This window comes from Streptomyces sp. NPDC002276 (assembly GCF_053891435.1).
The window spans coordinates 292,944-310,991 of sequence record NZ_JBSFCQ010000009.1 but is presented as its reverse complement, the minus strand read 5'-3'; the positions used below and the strand labels follow the sequence as shown (position 1 = coordinate 310,991).

Annotated in this window: 13 protein-coding genes, 1 other RNA gene and 1 pseudogene; 9 read left to right on the top strand and 6 right to left on the bottom strand. The window is 69.2% G+C overall.

The features are described from left to right. Positions 1 to 210: 210 nt before the first annotated feature. The 4 genes from ACWIHT_RS24485 to ACWIHT_RS24470 all read left to right on the top strand — a co-directional run bounded on the left by ACWIHT_RS24485 (position 211) and on the right by ACWIHT_RS24470 (position 5,713). A complete protein-coding gene (locus tag ACWIHT_RS24485) occupies positions 211 to 1,926 on the top strand; it encodes a serine/threonine-protein kinase (RefSeq protein WP_456170338.1) in 1,716 nt (571 codons plus the stop codon). A gap of 144 nt (positions 1,927 to 2,070) precedes the next feature. Next, on the top strand, positions 2,071 to 3,312 hold the full coding sequence (locus ACWIHT_RS24480) for a serine/threonine-protein kinase (protein WP_456170337.1): 1,242 nt from the start codon (positions 2,071 to 2,073) through the stop codon (positions 3,310 to 3,312). 348 nt (positions 3,313 to 3,660) lie between these two features. Beyond that, positions 3,661 to 4,767 (top strand): peptide chain release factor 2, encoded by a 1,107-nt coding sequence (gene prfB, locus ACWIHT_RS24475; RefSeq protein ID WP_456170336.1) that lies wholly within the window; start codon positions 3,661 to 3,663, stop codon positions 4,765 to 4,767. A gap of 334 nt (positions 4,768 to 5,101) precedes the next feature. Then, positions 5,102 to 5,713 carry a hypothetical protein gene (locus tag ACWIHT_RS24470; protein ID WP_456170335.1) on the top strand — a complete coding sequence of 204 codons (612 nt, stop codon included), beginning with the start codon at positions 5,102 to 5,104 and terminating at the stop codon, positions 5,711 to 5,713. Positions 5,714 to 5,809: 96 nt separating this feature from the next. On the opposite strand, the gene ACWIHT_RS24465 is transcribed toward ACWIHT_RS24470, so the two are convergent. Next, positions 5,810 to 6,001 (bottom strand): hypothetical protein, encoded by a 192-nt coding sequence (locus tag ACWIHT_RS24465; protein ID WP_043679302.1) that lies wholly within the window; start codon positions 5,999 to 6,001, stop codon positions 5,810 to 5,812. A gap of 260 nt (positions 6,002 to 6,261) precedes the next feature. Between ACWIHT_RS24465 and ftsE the strand changes: the two genes are divergently transcribed. The 5 genes from ftsE to ssrA all read left to right on the top strand — a co-directional run bounded on the left by ftsE (position 6,262) and on the right by ssrA (position 10,271). Next, positions 6,262 to 6,951, top strand: a complete 690-nt coding sequence (gene ftsE, locus ACWIHT_RS24460) for a cell division ATP-binding protein FtsE (RefSeq protein ID WP_019065989.1) — start codon at positions 6,262 to 6,264, stop codon at positions 6,949 to 6,951. A 65-nt stretch (positions 6,952 to 7,016) separates the two neighbouring features. Beyond that, the gene (gene ftsX, locus ACWIHT_RS24455; protein ID WP_262061122.1) at positions 7,017 to 7,937 is read left to right on the top strand and encodes a permease-like cell division protein FtsX; all 921 of its coding nucleotides are present in this window, start codon (positions 7,017 to 7,019) and stop codon (positions 7,935 to 7,937) included. Between the two features lie 67 nt (positions 7,938 to 8,004). Continuing rightward, positions 8,005 to 9,189, top strand: coding sequence for a S41 family peptidase (locus tag ACWIHT_RS24450; RefSeq protein ID WP_456170334.1), 1,185 nt, complete (start codon positions 8,005 to 8,007; stop codon positions 9,187 to 9,189). 46 nt (positions 9,190 to 9,235) lie between these two features. Continuing rightward, entirely contained in the window at positions 9,236 to 9,778 is a 543-nt protein-coding gene (gene smpB, locus ACWIHT_RS24445; RefSeq protein WP_043259227.1) for an SsrA-binding protein SmpB, read from the top strand. 105 nt (positions 9,779 to 9,883) lie between these two features. After that, positions 9,884 to 10,271, top strand: a transfer-messenger RNA (tmRNA) gene (gene ssrA / locus ACWIHT_RS24440). A gap of 126 nt (positions 10,272 to 10,397) precedes the next feature. Here ssrA and ACWIHT_RS24435 read toward each other — a convergent pair. The 5 genes and pseudogenes from ACWIHT_RS24435 to yicI all read right to left on the bottom strand — a co-directional run. Further along, positions 10,398 to 10,791 (bottom strand): annotated as a pseudogene (locus tag ACWIHT_RS24435) (helix-turn-helix domain-containing protein); the annotation flags it as partial. Between the two features lie 273 nt (positions 10,792 to 11,064). After that, on the bottom strand, positions 11,065 to 11,637 hold the full coding sequence (locus ACWIHT_RS24430) for an RICIN domain-containing protein (RefSeq protein WP_055531922.1): 573 nt from the start codon (positions 11,635 to 11,637) through the stop codon (positions 11,065 to 11,067). A gap of 167 nt (positions 11,638 to 11,804) precedes the next feature. Next, positions 11,805 to 14,675 carry a glycoside hydrolase family 3 C-terminal domain-containing protein gene (locus ACWIHT_RS24425; protein ID WP_456170332.1) on the bottom strand — a complete coding sequence of 957 codons (2,871 nt, stop codon included), beginning with the start codon at positions 14,673 to 14,675 and terminating at the stop codon, positions 11,805 to 11,807. A 109-nt stretch (positions 14,676 to 14,784) separates the two neighbouring features. Beyond that, entirely contained in the window at positions 14,785 to 15,795 is a 1,011-nt protein-coding gene (locus ACWIHT_RS24420; protein WP_456170331.1) for a LacI family DNA-binding transcriptional regulator, read from the bottom strand. Continuing rightward, positions 15,795 to 18,035: an alpha-xylosidase gene (yicI, locus tag ACWIHT_RS24415; protein ID WP_456170330.1), complete on the bottom strand. Its 2,241-nt coding sequence runs from the start codon at positions 18,033 to 18,035 to the stop codon at positions 15,795 to 15,797. The genes ACWIHT_RS24420 and yicI overlap by 1 nt, the downstream gene beginning before the upstream one ends. Between the last annotated feature and the right edge of the window lie 13 nt (positions 18,036 to 18,048).

Below are 18,048 nucleotides of genomic sequence, written 5' to 3'. Positions count from 1 at the left end.
TCAGCTCTGTCCCCAAAAGTGCCTGACCAGTGCCGCACCGGTGATCGAGTGAGACCGGTCATGTCCGGCTTCGGCAACCAGGAGACCGGGGTAAGCGTCTTTCCTTCGAACATGTACGTCGAACATGTACGGCAACGCTTACGTAGGTAGCCCCAAGAGGGGCGGCACTACAGTGGACCGGAACACAGGCAAGCAGCAGGGAGCGCAGACGTGCGGCCGGTAGGCAGCAAGTACCTCCTGGAGGAGCCGCTCGGACGCGGCGCCACGGGCACCGTCTGGCGGGCCCGCCAGCGTGAGACCGCGGGCGCCGAGGCGGCCGTCCAGGGTCAGCCCGGTGAGACCGTCGCGATCAAGGTCCTCAAGGAAGAACTCGCGAGCGATCCCGACATCGTGATGCGGTTCCTGCGTGAGCGGTCGGTGCTGCTGCGCCTGACCCACCCGAACATCGTCCGGGTCCGCGACCTGGTCGTCGAGGGTGACCTCCTGGCGCTCGTCATGGACATCATCGAGGGCCCCGACCTCCACCGCTATCTGCGCGAGAACGGCCCCTTCAGCCCCGTCGGCGCCGCGCTGCTCACCGCGCAGATCGCCGACGCGCTCGCCGCCAGCCACGCCGACGGCGTCGTCCACCGCGACCTGAAGCCGGCCAACGTCCTGCTCAAGCAGGGCGGCGGGCAGATGCACCCGATGCTCACCGACTTCGGCATCGCCCGCCTCGCCGACTCCCCGGGCCTGACCCGCACCCACGAGTTCGTCGGCACGCCCGCGTACATCGCGCCCGAGTCCGCCGAGGGTCGCCCGCAGACCTCCGCCGTGGACATCTACGGCGCCGGCATCCTGATGTACGAGCTGGTCACCGGCCACCCCCCGTTCTCCGGCGGCTCCGCCCTCGAAGTCCTGCACCAGCACCTGAGCGCCGAACCGCGCCGCCCCTCCACCGTCCCCGACCCGCTGTGGACGGTCATCGAGCGCTGCCTGCGCAAGAACCCGGACGAACGGCCGAGCGCCGAGAACCTCGCCCGCGCCCTGCGCACCGTCGCCGAGGGCATCGGCGTGCACGCCAACTCCGCGCAGATCGCCGCCGCCGAGAACGTCGCGATGCTGCTCGCCCCCGACCCCGCGCCCGCCGCCGTACCGGGCGTCCCCGGCGCCGCCGACCCGACGCAGGTCCTCTCGCACGGCGCGGGCGGCTTCGACCCGAACGCGGCGACCAGCGTCCTCCCGCACACCGGCGGCCCGCTGGGCGCCGCCGACCCGACCACCGTGCTGCCGAGCCGGGGCGCGGCCGACCCCACCACGGTCATGCCGCAGAACCCGTACGGCCAGCAGGGACAGCCGGGTCAGCAGAACCCCTCCGGCCCCGGCCCCGAGCAGCCGCACCCCTGGCAGAACCAGCTGCGCGCCGCCCGCGACCGCAACGAACAGACCCAGTTCCAGCCCTACCTCGACCCGGGCGAGGACCCGCTGCGCCGCCGCCCCCAGCGCCAGGTCTCCCGCGCCCCGCAGCCGCCGCAGCAGCCCCGCCAGGCCGCCCAGCAGCGCCCGCAGCAGCGGCCTTCGCAGCGTCGGCAGCCCCAGCAGCCACAGCAGGGCTACGGCTATCCGCAGCAGCAACAGCCGCAGCAGTACGCCCCGCCGAGGCAGCAGCAGCCCCAGCAGCCGCAGCAGCGGCCCCAGGAACCGGCGCGCGAGCCCCGGCAGCCGCGGCAGCGCGGTGCCAATCCGATGAAGATCCCCGGTCTGGGTTGTCTGAAGGGCTGCCTCTTCACGATCGTCCTGCTGTTCGTCGCGGGCTGGCTCGTCTGGGAGCTGACTCCGTTGCAGGACTGGATCGGCACGGGCAAGAGCTACTGGCAGGAGATCACGGGCGTGGTCGACAAGGTGAGCGGCTGGGCCAAGGATCTGGGTTCCGGCGGGAACAACTGACCCTCCATTGGCGGCGCAAAGCCCCAAGTCCGGCGCTGTGTTGGTGATTTGTCGACACCCAGTGGGTGATTTCCGCCTCGGCGGTGAAGGTTGGCTCATCCGACGCGTAGTTTTAACGACAACACGCGTCTGGATGGAGCAGTCTTGGCACGGAAGATCGGCAGCCGGTACACCGCCAACCAGATCCTGGGGCGGGGCAGCGCCGGCACGGTGTGGCTCGGCGAGGGTCCCGAGGGGCCCGTCGCCGTCAAGCTGCTGCGCGAGGACCTCGCGTCCGACCAGGAGCTTGTCGGCCGCTTCGTGCAGGAGCGCACCGCCCTGCTCGGCCTGGAGCACCCGAACATCGTGTCCGTACGGGACCTGGTCGTCGACGGCAACGACCTCGCCCTCGTCATGGACCTGGTCCGCGGCACCGACCTGCGCACCCGCCTCGACCGGGAACGCCGGCTCGCCCCCGAGGCGGCGGTCGCGATCGTCGCCGACATCGCGGACGGACTCGCGGCGGCCCACGCGGCCGGTGTCGTGCACCGGGACGTCAAGCCCGAGAACGTGCTCCTCGACATGCAGGGCCCGCTCGGCCCCGGCGGCGCGCACCCCGCGCTGCTGACGGACTTCGGGGTCGCCAAACTCATCGACTCCCCGCGCCGCACCCGCGCCACGAAGATCATCGGCACGCCCGACTATCTCGCCCCCGAGATCGTCGAGGGCCTGCCCCCGCGCGCGGCCGTCGACATCTACGCCCTGGCGACCGTCCTGTACGAACTCCTCGCCGGATTCACGCCGTTCGGCGGCGGCCACCCCGGCGCGGTCCTACGGCGGCACGTCACCGAGACCGTCGTCCCGCTGCCCGGGATCCCCGAGGAGCTGTGGGCGCTGCTCGTCCAGTGCCTCGCGAAGGCCCCGGCGTCCCGGCTGCGGGCCTCCGAACTCGCCGCCCGGCTGCGCGAACAGCTGCCGCTGCTGGCCGGGATGCCTCCACTGGACGTCGACGAGCCCGACACCGAGCAGGAGGACGCGGAGCCGGAGGAGGCCCCGGTGGCCACGCCCGCGCGCGGGGAGCGGGTACGGCGGGGGGCCGTGCCGCTGGTGCCGGGCGCCAAACCGGCCGACTCCAACCGGGACACGCACACCTCGATGCGGGTGCCCGCGCCGGACGAACTCGCCGGCGGTGCGCGCGGCACGGCCCGCGCTCCGCGTGCGGCGGGCGCTCCGCGGCCCGGGTCGGCGCGGCACCGGGCGGCTACCCGGCGTCGGCGGCTGACCCTCGGGGCGGCGGCGGTGGTGCTGGTCGCGGCGGTGGGGGTCGGTACGTGGGCGGCGACGTCGGGGGACGACTCCGGGGCGACGTCCCCGGACACGAAGAACTCGGCACCGGCTTCGCCTTGAGGGTTTTCGCCCCCGCCGCCCCTACCCGTCCCGTCCCTGGGGGCTGCCGCCCCCGCCCCCCGCGTCGGCCTGAACGGCCTCGTCCTCAAACGCCGGACGGGCTGGGTGATGCGGACGTGCGCTTGACAGCCCGAGTCGGACGGTCCGGAAGTGGCGCACCTCTCGACCGACGGAGTCGCACGGGCTGGGGCGGTGCGGTCTCGGCCGACCGAGTCGGGTGGTGGGTGGGCATAGGTCCGGGGGTCTGGGGGCGGAGCCCCCAGGGACGCCCGCACCAGGCGCCGGTGAGTCGGAGCACCCGTTACAGCCACGGCGCTCCCCGCTTGGCGGAGCCGTTACGCTGGAGGCGTGGCAGTCGTCGATGTTTCCGAAGAGCTCAAGTCCCTCTCCTCGACCATGGAGTCGATCGAGGCCGTCCTGGACCTGGACAAGCTGAGGGCAGATGTCGTCGTCCTTGAGGAGCAGGCCGCGGCGCCCTCCCTGTGGGACGACCCGGAGGCGGCGCAGAAGGTCACCAGCAAGCTGAGTCACCTCCAGGCCGAGATCCGCAAGACCGAGGCCCTGCGCGGCCGGATCGACGACCTCTCGGTCCTCTTCGAGATGGCCGAGGAGGAGGACGACCCGGACACCCTCGCCGAGGCGGAGAACGAGCTGACCGCCGTCAAGAAGGCGCTGGACGAGATGGAGGTCCGTACCCTCCTCTCCGGCGAGTACGACTCCCGCGAGGCCGTCGTCACCATCCGCGCGGAGGCCGGCGGCGTCGACGCCTCCGACTTCGCCGAGAAGCTCCAGCGCATGTACCTGCGCTGGGCCGAGCGCCACGGCTACAAGACGGAGCTCTACGAGACGTCGTACGCCGAAGAGGCCGGCATCAAGTCGACCACCTTCGCCGTGCACGTCCCGTACGCCTACGGCACGCTCTCGGTCGAGCAGGGCACCCACCGGCTGGTGCGGATCTCGCCCTTCGACAACCAGGGGCGCCGTCAGACCTCGTTCGCGGGTGTCGAGATCCTGCCGGTCGTCGAGCAGACCGACCACATCGAGATCGACGAGTCCGAGTTGCGGGTCGATGTGTACCGGTCCTCCGGGCCCGGCGGTCAGGGCGTCAACACCACCGACTCCGCGGTGCGCCTCACCCACCTGCCCACCGGCATCGTCGTCTCCTGCCAGAACGAGCGCTCGCAGATCCAGAACAAGGCCAGCGCGATGAACGTGCTCCAGGCCAAGCTGCTGGAGCGCCGCCGCCAGGAGGAGCAGGCCCGGATGGACGCCCTCAAGGGCGACGGGGGCAACTCCTGGGGCAACCAGATGCGTTCGTACGTCCTGCACCCGTACCAGATGGTCAAGGACCTGCGCACGGAGTACGAAGTGGGCAACCCCGAGGGCGTGTTCAACGGCGAGATCGACGGCTTCCTGGAGGCCGGAATTCGCTGGCGCAAGCAGCAGGAGAAGTAACGGAGAAGTAACTCCGCGAGTCGCCTTCGAGTGACTTTGTCGACAAGGCAACTGCCGCCGACCAGGCGGCAGTTGCCTTTCGCGTATCTGGATGTCTGGGTTTTACATCACACTCACAGAATCCATCTCCCAGCAAAGAACCCTTAGGTGGACATTGCGCTCGCAACGGCCTTGACGTTGCTGTGAAAAATGGGAAGGGTAAAGCGTGGCATGCGTGTCTCCGGGGCGCATGTGAACCGGGGGAGTCGAGCTTTCGCCAGCCGCTACCCCTGTCGATCACGGCCCCGGACACCGACGCACCACTGACGACGAGCTACATGGGGGTAGCAACCTAATGACGAAGAAGACGCGGATACGTGTCGCGCGCATAGCGGCCGGTGTTGTCATCGCCGCCGGCGCCTCGCTGACCGCCGCGGGTGCCGCATCGGCGCTCGACCTCACCGCGAGCGCGGACGACAGCGGGATCGCGGTGGACCTCAAGACCGGTCCCGACGACCCGACGAGCGACCCGGCCTCGACGCCGCCGGCGTCCCCGACCGAATCGGTCATCCCGACCGCCCCGGACAGCACGCCGCCGGCCACCCCGCCGTCCACGCCCGTCTCGACGCCGCCCACCGACGAGCCGACCGAGCCCACGGACAACCCCACCGAGCCGACGGACGAGCCCACGACCGCCAGCCCGACGGACAGCAGCGGCACCGGCTCCACCGGCGGCAACAACGCCGACCCCGACGGCGGCTCCTCCGCCCAGGAGGCCGGCACCTCCGCCCTCACCGACACCGGTTCCGACACCACGGCCCAGGGCAGCGGTGACGAGCTGGCCGAGACCGGTGCGGGCCAGACCGCGTTCCTGCTGATCGGCGCCGCGACGATGATCGCCGGCGGCATCGCCTTCCGCGTGCTCCCGCGCCTCGCGAGCGGCAACCGCGGCGGCACGATCGCCTGACGGTAGCCGTCCCCGTACGGACCGTGCGCACGTCGTACGACGAAGGGCCCGGAGCTTGTCGCTCCGGGCCCTTCGTCGTGTCGTCGTCCAGGCCGCCTACGCGGTCTGGTGTGCCACCAGCGCCAGTGCCGCGATCAGCACCGCGAGCAGGGCGATCAACGCCATGGGGTTGAGATTGCCCCACGGGTTCTCCTGCTGCAACCGCTCGCGGTTCGCGCGGCAGACGGGACAGCGGCCCTCGTTCACGGGCGCCGCGCAGTTCGCGCACACCAACCGGTCGTACGTCATGCGCTCGCCCTCCTTGCACCGGCTATCACAGACACAACGCCCCGGGATGCCAGAACGTTCCCGAACGTTCCCCTCCACTGTGCCAGGTTCCGCGGGATTCGGCGCGGCTCGCCTTATCCTGCCCCGACCTTGTGCGTTCCAGCCCTTCAGATCCGCGACAAAACGTGCAAGCCTCGCACAACCCTGGAGGGCGACTGCGCGGGCACACCCAGGTCGCGTATGGTCACGCTCACCTACCCCCGGCTACCCGTGGTGCTCCCGTGATCCGATTCGACAGTGTCTCCAAGGTCTACCCCAAGCAGACCCGCCCCGCTCTCAGGGACGTCTCCCTGGAAGTGGAGAAGGGCGAGTTCGTGTTCCTCGTGGGGTCCTCCGGCTCCGGAAAGTCCACCTTCCTGAGGCTGGTCCTCCGCGAGGAGCGGTGCAGCCAGGGCCAGGTGCACGTGCTGGGCAAGGACCTCGCCCGCATCTCCAACTGGAAGGTGCCGCAGATGCGCCGCCAGCTGGGGACCGTCTTCCAGGACTTCCGCCTGCTGCCCAACAAGACGGTCGCCGAGAACGTGGCCTTCGCGCAGGAGGTCATCGGCAAGTCCAAGGGCGAGATCCGCAAGTCCGTGCCCCAGGTGCTCGACCTCGTCGGGCTGGGCGGCAAGGAGGACCGGCGCCCGGGCGAGCTGTCCGGTGGTGAGCAGCAGCGCGTGGCCATCGCGAGAGCCTTCGTGAACCGGCCCAAGCTCCTCATCGCGGACGAGCCCACCGGCAACCTCGACCCGCAGACCTCCGTCGGCATCATGAAGCTGCTCGACCGCATCAACCGGACGGGCACCACCGTGGTGATGGCGACGCACGACCAGAACATCGTGGACCAGATGCGCAAGCGCGTCATCGAGCTGGAGGGCGGCCGCCTCGTCCGTGACCAGGCACGTGGCGTCTACGGCTACCAGCACTGACCGCCGCTGGTCGTCGTTCGACCGCCGTCTGATGTCCGTCCACGGAAAGGCCTGAAACAGCCGCCATGCGCGCCCAGTTCGTACTGTCCGAGATCGGTGTCGGTCTCCGCCGCAACCTGACGATGACCTTCGCGGTCGTCGTCTCCGTAGCCCTGTCCCTGGCCCTCTTCGGCGGCTCGCTCCTGATGAGCGACCAGGTCACCACGATGAAGGGCTACTGGTACGACAAGGTCAACGTCTCGATCTTCCTCTGCAACAAGAGCGACGCCGAGTCCGACCCCAACTGCGCCAAGGGCGCGGTGACCGACGACCAGAAGAAGCAGATCGTCTCCGACCTCGACAAGATGTCGTCGGTCGTCCAGAAGGTCACGTACGAGTCGCAGGACGAGGCGTACAAGCACTACAAGCAGCAGTTCGGCGACTCCCCGCTGGCCAGTTCCCTCACTCCGGACCAGATGCAGGAGTCGTATCGCATCAAGCTCAAGGACCCGGAGAAGTACCAGGTCATCGCGACGGCCTTCGACGGCCGCGGCGGCGTCCAGTCGGTGCAGGACCAGAAGGGCATCCTGGACAACCTCTTCGGCCTCCTGAACGGCATGAACTGGGCCGCCCGCGCGGTCATGGCGTTGATGCTCGTCGTCGCCCTGATGCTGATCGTCAACACGGTGCGCGTCTCGGCGTTCAGCCGTCGCCGTGAGACCGGCATCATGCGGCTGGTCGGCGCGTCCGGCTTCTACATCCAGGCCCCGTTCATCATGGAGGCCGCCGTCGCCGGCCTCATCGGCGGCACGGTCGCCTGCGGATTCCTGGTGGTCGGCCGGTACTTCATCATCGACCACGGCCTGGACCTGTCCCACAAGCTCAATCTGATCAACTTCATCGGCTGGGACGCCGTCCTCACCAAGCTCCCGCTCATCCTCGCGACGAGCCTCCTGATGCCCGCGCTGGCAGCGTTCTTCGCGCTGCGCAAGTACCTGAAGGTGTGACGCATGCCAAGAGGGCCGTACGGGCAACCGCCCGTGCGGCCCTTCCCGTTGTCCTAGACTCACCGCCATGTCAGGCCGTGACCTGTTCTGTCAGCCCCGCCGCATCCGCCGCGGGGCCGCCCTGACATTGGTGTTCGCGAGCGTGCTCGTCGCCGGTGCGGCGACCGGGTCGTTCGACGAACCCGGCGGCCCCGACCGTAAATCGGCCTCCGGTACGGCCCGTTCGGCGCCCCTCGGCCGTACGGAGGAGGTCGCGAAGGCCGCCGCCGAGGCCAAGGCCGACGGCAAGTCGCCCATGGAGGCCGCCGAACGCGCCGTCAGCCGCAGCGGGGACCGCTGGGGTGCCGTGTACTCCCAAGGGGAGTACGAGGAGTTCGAGGAGGCCCTCGACGGCCAGTACACCGGCGTCGGCCTCTGGGCCCGCCGGGAGCGCGACGGCCGGATCGAGGTGACCAAGGTGCAGTCCGGGTCGCCCGCCGCCACCGCGGGCGTCCGCAAGGGCGACCGGCTGCGCACCGTGGACGGCGAGAACGTCGACGGACAGCCCGTCACCGAGGTCGTGTCCTTACTGCGCGGCGACGCCCAGGACGCCGCCGCCGGCACCACCGTCACCCTGGGCCTGGAACGCGGCACGCGCGCGTGGAGCGAGACCCTACGGCGCGCCCGCCTCTCCACCGACTCCGTGACCGTCACCAGACCCGCCGGCGAGGTCACCGTCATCAAGATCTCCGCGTTCACCAAGGGCGTCGGCGACATCGTCCGCACCGCCGTCCGCCAGGCCCCCGCCGACTCCGGGTTCATCCTCGACCTGCGCGGCAACTCCGGCGGCCTGGTCGCCGAGGCCGTCACCACCGCCTCCGCCTTCCTCGACGGCGGCCTCGTCGCCACGTACGACGTCGACGGCGAGCAGCGGGTCCTGCACGCGGCCACCGGCGGCGACACCACCAGACCGCTGGTCGCGCTCGTCGACGGCGGCACGATGAGCGCGGCCGAGATGCTCACCGGCGCCCTCCAGGACCGCGGCCGCGCGGTCGTCGTGGGCTCCAGGACCTTCGGCAAGGGCTCGGTCCAGATGCCGAGCCAACTCCCCGACGGCGTCGTCGCCGAACTCACCGTCGGCCATTACCGCACCCCCTCCGGCCACACCGTCGACGGCCGGGGCATCACCCCCGACCTCGACGTCACCGCGCAGGGACAGGCGGCCGTAGAACGCGCCGAGACGGTGCTGAGTGGCCTCGGGGACGCTTCGTAATCGCCTTTCCCTCATGGCCCCTGGTAGTGCGAAAATGGGCAGCACTATGAGCAAGGGAATGTACGTACCCAAGGAGTCCCAGCCCAAGCAGGGCGGCGGGGCCGCGAAGGCCAAGGACGGCAAGCGCAAGATCGTCGCGCAGAACAAGAAGGCCCGGCACGACTACGCGATCGTCGACACCTACGAGGCCGGGCTCGTCCTGACCGGCACCGAGGTCAAGTCGCTGCGCCAGGGGCGCGCCTCGCTGACGGACGGCTTCGTCCAGATCGACGGGGGTGAGGCGTGGCTGCACAACGCCCACATCCCCGAGTACAGCCAGGGCACCTGGACGAACCACACGGTCCGCCGCAAGCGCAAACTGCTGCTGCACCGCGAGGAGATCGACAAGCTGGCGTCGAAGTCCGAGGAGACGGGTCACACGATCGTGCCCCTCGCCCTGTACTTCAAGGACGGCCGGGCAAAGGCCGAGATCGCGCTCGCGCGAGGCAAGAAGGAGTACGACAAGCGGCAGACCCTGCGCGAGAAGCAGGACCGCCGGGAGTCGGACCGCGCGATCGCCGCCGCGAAGCGGAAGCAGCGGGGCGAGTAGCCACGGGGAATACGGTGGCATCGGTGTGCGTTGGTCACGTACGATGGCTACTGCACCCCACAGCGGGTGTGTGACCCTCTTCGGAGGGGCTTGAAAAAACAACATGGGGATGATCGGTTTCGACAGCGGCTGTCGAAGCAGGTGAAGCGTGTCGAGGAAGCGGCAATGATCTCGTTAACCATATGTCGCAACCAATAATCGCCAATTCCAAGAGCGATTCCCAGTCCTTCGCCCTCGCTGCCTAATAACAGCGACTGAAGGACCCTAAAAGGGTGTCAGCCCGGGGGTGTTCCCGACCCGGACCCTGGCATAATCTAGGGAACTAAACCATCGGGCCCGGTCACGGGGTTCGATGGGAAATCAAACAGTGACTGGGCCCGTCGGCGACTTGTTCGCGTGATTGCCGGGGCCGAGAAAATCACAGCGAACTGCACACGGAGAAGCCCTGATTCTGCACCGGTGGACGCGGGTTCGATTCCCGCCATCTCCACTCATCCCATGTGGGTAAAGCCCCCGCTGTTTCGACAGCGGGGGCTTTTTCCTGTCACTGAGCCTTTTCCATCTTCAGTCTGAGCTGGCCAGATGAAGGGTGAGGACGGCCTGGACGAGGCTCGTGACAAGGCAGGCGGACCGTGCCACCGGCGCCCTGATAACCCTTGTCCGCCCAGCAGTTGATGCCGGCCTGGGCGAGAGCGTCGATGATGCCGTGTTCGCGTGTACGCCTTCGTCGACGCAGCCCGAACTGCTTCGGCGAGCGTGGGGGCAAGGGCGGCCAGGAGTTCCACTGCTTCGCCGATGTACCGGTAGGCGGTGGTGGTGCCGATCCCGAAACCGGCCGCGAGCCGGGCGTAGGGCTGGCCGTTACGGAGCTGCGTGAGAGTGAGCAGGGCTTGTCGGCCCGCGCTCAGGCGCCGCCACCGGGTTCCGAGAGCGTGGCGGTGTTTCCTCAAACGGGCGGCGAGGAAGCGGAGGGCAGAGCTGGACACGTCGACGCCGGACGGGTGGACAAGCATGCGCAGCCTCTGGCGGAGACGGTTCTCTTGGTCGAAACCCATCTACCAGGGGCTTCACCTGTCTGTCAGGCCAACTGCCCCACCAACGCGAGAGGTTGGAAAGGCTCACTGCCGCGGCAGGGCCTCCTGGTATTCGCCCCGGGATCGCATCCCGAACCGCCAGAAGGCCCTGCCGTTGTGAACGCCGTTCCTGCCGTGGGATCGCCCCGGCGGGAACGGCGTTCGGTTGAGCAAGCCCGCCGAACGGTGAGCGGCAGGCTGCTCGGAAGCGGCCTAACTCACGATCCAGACCTGGGCCGCCGCCGGGTGTGCGTCGTCGCAACTCCACTGCATGAGCTGGCTGCCGGCACCGCCGACCGTGTCGAGGCACAGATTGGTGCCCACGTGCCTGAACTTCGCGCCGATCTTCTGGTCGACGATCACGGCGGTCTCGACCCACTGTTCCGACGCCAGCCCGTCACAGAGGTACTCGTCGACGGCCTCGCCCGGAACGCTGGTGCCGTTGTTGACCTCGGCGCAGTACCCGCTCGCCTGATTCACCAGGTAGTAGGTGTCCGCCGAACCGGTCGACACAAACGCCCAGTTCTGCGTGCTGGAGCCGTTGCAGGTGGCCAGCTGAAGTCTGACGTTGAGCACCCCGCCGGGCGCGTCCACGCATTGGCTGTAGGCCATGTTCTTGATCGTGTGATAGCTGCTCGCGGCAGCGGCGGCCGTGACACGGGCGGACACTCCCGCCGTAGAGTCCGGCGTCGGCACGGCGGCACTCGCTCCCGTCGCCAACGTGACCATGCCCGCGCAGCTCAGAAGCGTCGCCGCCAGGACGGTGATCCTGTTCTGGATCTTCATCGTCGCAACTCCTATGACTTGTCGACCGGAAACCCGATTCCGTCTCGCTCCGGGACAGTGTGTTCCGGCGAAAGCGCGCAGTCGCCCTCTGTTCCGGCCAGCGGACCAGCCATCGCTTCCTGGCTTTTTCCTCTACGTCCGAACTGACGCGGGAGGTTGGAAAAGGCTCACTGAACAGTGAAGGTCGACATGCGCAGGCCGTTGCTCAGGACCAGATACACGTCCGTACGGCCCTTCGCCGCACCCGACAGATCCGCGGTCACCGTCTCGTAGTCGTACGACGATGAAGTCGCCGCCGTGTGAACCGTCCCCGCGAGCCTGCCCGTCGGGGAACCGAGCCGGACCTCGATCGTGCCGGTTGCCGTTCCCGCCACCCGGGCCGTGAACTTCGTTGCCCCCGTGCCCAGTCGGGTGTCCGCGAACTTCAGCCACGCGCCGTCCGCCGCCGCGCCCACCGCCGTGCCGCTCGCCTTGGACTCGTCGACGAGGTGGACGGCGGAGTAGTCGTCGAAGTTCTCGGCGCGGGTCGTTCGGGACAGGTTCCGGGGCGGGATGGTCTCCCCGTGGACCTGCCAGGTCGTACGGCTGCGGATGTCGGCGGAGGACGCTCCGGCCAGGACGTCGTACGTGCCGGATTCCACGACCCATTTCGAGCGCGTGACGTCCCAGTGGGCCAGGTCCTGCTGCTGGATCTTCAGGTGGACTGTCCTTGTCTCCCCAGGCTTGAGCGAGACCCGTTGGAAGGCCTTGAGCTGTTTCAGGGGTTCCTTGTCGCGGGACGTGCGCTGGTGCGTGTAGAGCTGGACGACCTCGTCGCCCGCTCGGGTGCCGGTGTTCGTGACCGGGACCTCGTAGCCGCCGGCGACGGGTTTCAGGGCGCCGTAGCGGAAGGTCGTGTACGAGAGGCCGTAGCCGAAGGGGTAGAGGGGGGTGCCCTGGAAGTACTGGTAGGTGCGGTCGGACTTGATGATGTCGTAGTCGAGGATCGACGGGAGGTCCGAGGACGACTGGTACCAGGTCTGGGTGAGGCGGCCGGACGGGTTGACGTCGCCGTAGAGGACGTCGGCGAGGGCGTTGCCCGTCTCCTGGCCGGCGTGGGAGGTCCAGAGGAGGGCCGGGACCTCCTGTTGCACGGCGCCCAGTGTGGTGGGGTAGCTGTTCTCGACGATCACGACCGTGTTCGGGTTGGCCCGGTGGACCGCCTTGACCAGGGCCTCCTGTGCGGGGGCGAGGGACAGGTCCGTGCGGTCGTGGGCCTCGCGGCCGTTGATCGACGGCATGGAGCCGATGACGACGACCGCCGTGTCCTTGCCCTTCACCGCGGCGACGGCGTCGGCGACTCCGCTGCGGATTACGTCCTTCGTGTAGTGCGCCGCCTGGTCCTTGGGTACCAGGCCCAGGGTGCCGTTGGCGTCGGTCGGGCCGAGGTAGACCGGGTTCGACCACCAGGACTCGGCGGTCTCGTAGCCCGCGTACTTCAGCAAGTACGTGCCGTCGTCCTGCTGTTCCAGCTTGAACTGCTGCTGGACGTACCAACCATTGGGCTGGGTCTGGTCGTTGACGAAGTTCGACCAGTTGTAGCCGACGTACTTGCCGTTGGCGGCCGAGCGCAGGGTGACGATGCCCGAGCCCCAGTCGAAGGCGTCGAACTGGGCTGTGGCCGTGGGGGTGTTGGCGGTCTCCTGCAAGGGGGCGCCCGTGTCGCCGGTGCCGGCCGTGACGTACTTGCCGGTGGTCGTGTCGCGCAGGGCGATGCGGTCGACTCCCTCGCTGGTGGCCACGGGGGCTTTCAGTTTCGCGGCGATGCCCTGTGCGGGGGTGACGGCGTAGGGGAGCGTGCCCGAGTACCAGTCGGTGTAGAGCGTGTCGGCGAGGGGGCCGACCACTGCCACATTTTTCTGTGTCGTTTTTAGCGGAAGTGACACACTTTTTTTGAGTAGTACCGTCCCCTCGGCCGCCGCCTTGCGCGCCAGCTGCCGATGCGCCGGGCTGTCGATGACCGATGCGTCGATCGAGCCGTACTTCCCGCCGCCCGGGTCGAACTCGCCGAGCCGGACGCGGACGGAGAGGATGTCGGACGCTGCCTTGTCGATGTCCGACACCTTCAACAGGCCTTGTCGCAGCGCCGAGTTGATCGCCGTAGTCGTCGGGCCCGGGTCGGCGCTGTTGTCCGTGAAGCTGTCGACGCCCGCCTTGAGCGCCGCCGCGTCGCCCTCCGCGATCGTCGGGTAGTACTGCTGGGGAGTGACGAGATTGCCCGGGGCGAAGGCGTCGGTGACGTTCAGCAGGTCCTGCCCGGTCCACTTCCGTACGACATCCTCCAGGTCCGGATTCACCGTGGCGGGGCGGCCGTTGACCAGGTTGTACGACGTCATCACACCCGTCGCCGCGTCCGCCTCGATCGCCGGTTTGAACGCGGCCTCGTCGTACTCCTTCTCCACTCGTGGGCGCAGGTCGGAGGAGGTGGTCGCGCGGTCGACCTCGTTGTTGTAGGCGAGGTAGTGCTTGAGGGTGGGGGCCGTCTTGAGGTGGTCAGGGTCGCCGCCGGTCAGTCCCTCGCCGTAGGCCGTGGACAGGGCGCCGGTCAGTTCGGGGTCCTCGCTGTAGCCCTCCTCGTTGCGGCCCCAGCGCGGGTCGCGCAACAGGTTCACCACCGGGGCCCAGAGGTTCAACCCCCACCCGTCGGGGCGTAGTTGCTGGAAGCCGCGGGCCTCGTCGCCGACCGCCGAGCCGACCTGTTCCATCAGCGCCGGGTCCCAGGTGGAGGCGAGTCCGATCGCCTGCGGGAAGACGGTGGCCTTGCCGAGCCAGGCGACCCCGTGCAGGGCCTCGGTGCCCGTGCGGAAGGACTGGATGCCGAGGCGCGGGATCGCGGGCTCGTACTGGTGGAGGAGGGAGATCTTCTCGTCGAGGGTCAGTCGGCCGAGCAGGTCGTCAACGCGCTTGCTGACGGGGAGAGTCGGGTCGCGGAAGGGGTACGGGGTGTCGGCCGTCGCCGGGGCCGTGGCTCCCAGGCCGACGATCAGGGCGAACGCCACGGCGAGCGTGGTTCTGTGGTTTGTTCTGTGGCCTGTTCTGTGACTTCTTCTCTTGCCTTTCATGTCGCGGCTCCTTCAAGTAGGGCCTTGCATACGGGCGTTGTGAACGTCAGGGCGCGTGGCGCGGTGCCGTGCTCGCGCGTTCCGTCAGCCGGGGTGCGAGCAGCGTCGCGTCGGGCACGGTCTTGCCGCCCAGCTTCTTCATCAGCAACTCGACCGCCCCGGAGCCGAGTTCGGCGGCGGGCAGCGCGACCGAGGTGACCGGGACCCGTACGGACTCGGCGAGTTCGTCGGGGCAGATCGCGGTGATCGAGAGATCGCCCGGGACGCGCAGGCCGAGCTGCTCGAAGGCGTCGACGAGGGGTTCGAGGAGCGGCTCGTTGTGGACGACGACTCCGGTCAACGCGGGCTGCTCGCGCAGCAGTTGTTCGGCCACGGCGGCTGCCGCGGCGGGCGCGGGCTCGCAGGGGTGGACGCAGGAGACGAGCCCGTTGCGGTGCGCGGCGGCCGTGAAGCCCTGAACGACCCGCTGGGCGAAGGCGGTTCGGCGGACGTACACCTCGGGCGGTGACCCGACGAGGGCGACGACCCGGTGCCCGAGCCCCGCGAGCCGCTCCACGCACAGCTCACCGGCCGCCCTGAAGTCGAGGTCGATACAGGTCAGCCCGTCGGCCTCGGCGGGAAAGCCGATCAGCACGGACGGCCGGTCCAGGGAACGGAGCAACGGCAGCCGGGGGTCGGCCAGTTGGACGTCCATCACGATCATCGCGTCCACGAGCGCCGTGTCCGCGACCCGCCGCAGCCCCTCCTCGCCCTCCTCCTGGGTGAGCAGCAGCACGTCGTGGTCGTGGCGGCGGGCCGTGGTCGCCACCGACATCGCGAACCGCATGACCACCGGGACGTGGATGCCGGTGCGTAAGGGGATGACGAGGGCCAGCACGTTCGACCGGCTGCTGGCCAGGGCGCGGGCACCGGCGTGCGGCCGGTAGCCCAGCTCGCGGATGGACTCCTCGACGCGCTGCCGGGTCTCCTCGGAGATCGGGCGCTTGCCGCTCAGCGCGTACGACACGGTGCTGGGGGAGACCCCGGCGTGCCGGGCCACATCGGTGATCTTCACCATCAGCCCAGCTCCAGGGTCAGAAACCCGCTGCCCGACCTCGACCGCTCCCCGGCGGCCAGCGCCCACGCCACCGACGGATCACCGCACGACGCCCGGAGCGTGTCCCCCTCCCGTACGACGGTGAAGGTCACGTCGCCGACCGGCACCGTCACCTGCGCGCCCCGCTCCAGGCCGTACGCCCGCAGGGTGACGCCGTCGGCGAAGTCGTAGTCGGGCCGGTCGGTCACCGCGCCGACCGGGATCACCGCACCGGGTCGGACGAGGAGCGGCACGCTGTCGAAGCCGTGCTTCTCGCGCACCCAGCGCGGCCCGGTGACCGTACGGCCGGTGAGGTAGTGGGTCCAGGTGCCCTCGGGGACGTAGTACGAGACGTCGCCGTCGTCGCTGAAGACGGGCGCGACCAGCAGATCGCCGCCGAGCATGTACTGCCGTTCCAGATGCGCGCACCCCGGGTCGTCCGGGAACTCCAGCACCATTGCCCGCATCATCGGCACGCCCTCGGCGGAGGCGGTGCGCGCGGTCTCGTAGAGATACGGCATGAGGCTCAGCTTGAGGCGGGTGAACTGCCGTAGGACGTCCACGGATTCCTCGTCGAAGAGCCACGGGACCCGGTACGAGGAGCTGCCGTGCAGACGGCTGTGGGAGGACAACAGGCCGAAGGCCAGCCAGCGTTTGAAGAGGGCGGGGGTCGGGGTGCCCTCGAAACCGCCGATGTCGTGGCTCCAGTAGCCGAAGCCGGACAGGCCCAGCGACAGCCCGCCGCGCAGCGACTCGGCCATCGACTCGTACGTCGCCTCGCAGTCGCCGCCCCAGTGAACGGGGTACTTCTGGCTGCCTGTTGTGGCCGAGCGGGCGAAGACGACGGCCTCGCCCTCGCCGCGGTGCTTGCGCAGCACGTCGAAGACCGTGCGGTTGTAGAGGTAGGTGTAGTAGTTGTGCATGCGCTCGGGGTCGGCGCCGTCCGCGTAGGCGACATCGACCGGGACCCGCTCGCCGAAGTCGGTCTTGAAGCAGTCGACGCCCTGCGCGAGGAGCGCCTCCAGCTTTCCGGCGTACCAGTCGCGGGCGGCCGGACTGGTGAAGTCGACCAGGGCCATGCCCGGTTGCCACAGATCCCACTGCCAGACACTGCCGTCCGGGCGGCGCAGCAGATGACCGAGTGCCTTGCCCTCGGCGAAGAGCGGCGAGCGCTGCGCGATGTACGGGTTGATCCAGACGCAGATGTGCAGCCCGCGGTCCTTCAGCCGGGCGAGCATGCCCTCCGGGTCGGGGAAGACCCGCGGATCCCACTGGAAGTCGCACCAGTTGAACTCCCGCATCCAGAAACAGTCGAAGTGGAAGACGGAGAGCGGGAGTTCACGCTCCCGCATGCCCTCGATGAAGGACGTCACCGTCTCCTCGTCGTAGGAGGTGGTGAACGACGTCGACAGCCACAGCCCGAACGACCAGGCGGGCGGCAGCGCCGGGCGGCCGGTGAGGGCGGAGTACTTGCGGAGGATGTCCTTGGGGGTCGGGCCGTAGATGACGTAGTACGTCAACTGCTGGCTCTCCACGCTGAATTGGACCCGGGAGACCGCCTCCGAGCCGACCTCGAAGGAGACCTTGCCGGGGTGGTCGACGAAGACGCCGTAGCCCGCGTCGGTGAGGTAGAAGGGGACGTTCTTGTAGGCCTGTTCGGTGGCGGTGCCGCCGTCGGCGTTCCACATGTCGACGACCTGGCCGTTCTTGACGAGCGGGCCGAAGCGTTCGCCGAGGCCGTAGACGGATGTGCCGACTCCCAGGCCGAGTTGCTCGCGCAGATAGTGGGCGCCGGTCGCGTCCCGCATGATGCCCATGCCCTTGGGGCCGCTGCTGGTGAGGGTCCGGCCGTGGGCGAGGAAGTCGACGTGCCAGGGCCCGGTGCGCGCCACCTGGACCGACAGCGCGCCGGAGGTGAGGGTCGCGCGCTCGTCGTCGTAGGACGTTTGGACGGCGAAGTCCTCGGTGTGCACGTCGAATTGGGGGCTGCGTGGTTGCTCGCCCTCGAAGTGGGTGAAGGTGACGCCGATGACGTCGGGCATCGGGGCGTGGGCGCTGATCGTCACGACCGGTCCCTTCAGCAGGTCGCCGCGGTGGCGGATGGGGACGGTCGGCGCGTGGATCTCCAACGCGCCGTCCGCAGCGGTGACATCGAGGACTTCGACCGGGTGGGCGGCGGTGACGCCCTCGCGCAGCAGCCAGTAGCCGTCGGTGAACTTCATGTGGGGGTCCCCT

Bases quoted from the DNA above. Each gene is read 5' to 3' on its own strand.
- ACWIHT_RS24430 (WP_055531922.1), bottom strand. From the start codon at position 11,637: ATGAAGATCCAGAACAGGATCACCGTCCTGGCGGCGACGCTTCTGAGC.
- yicI (WP_456170330.1), bottom strand. From the start codon at position 18,035: ATGAAGTTCACCGACGGCTACTGGCTGCTGCGCGAGGGCGTCACCGCC.
- smpB (WP_043259227.1), top strand. From the start codon at position 9,236: ATGAGCAAGGGAATGTACGTACCCAAGGAGTCCCAGCCCAAGCAGGGC.
- ftsX (WP_262061122.1), top strand. From the start codon at position 7,017: ATGCGCGCCCAGTTCGTACTGTCCGAGATCGGTGTCGGTCTCCGCCGC.
- ACWIHT_RS24470 (WP_456170335.1), top strand. From the start codon at position 5,102: ATGACGAAGAAGACGCGGATACGTGTCGCGCGCATAGCGGCCGGTGTT.
- ACWIHT_RS24420 (WP_456170331.1), bottom strand. From the start codon at position 15,795: ATGGTGAAGATCACCGATGTGGCCCGGCACGCCGGGGTCTCCCCCAGC.
- ACWIHT_RS24450 (WP_456170334.1), top strand. From the start codon at position 8,005: ATGTCAGGCCGTGACCTGTTCTGTCAGCCCCGCCGCATCCGCCGCGGG.
- ACWIHT_RS24465 (WP_043679302.1), bottom strand. From the start codon at position 6,001: ATGACGTACGACCGGTTGGTGTGCGCGAACTGCGCGGCGCCCGTGAAC.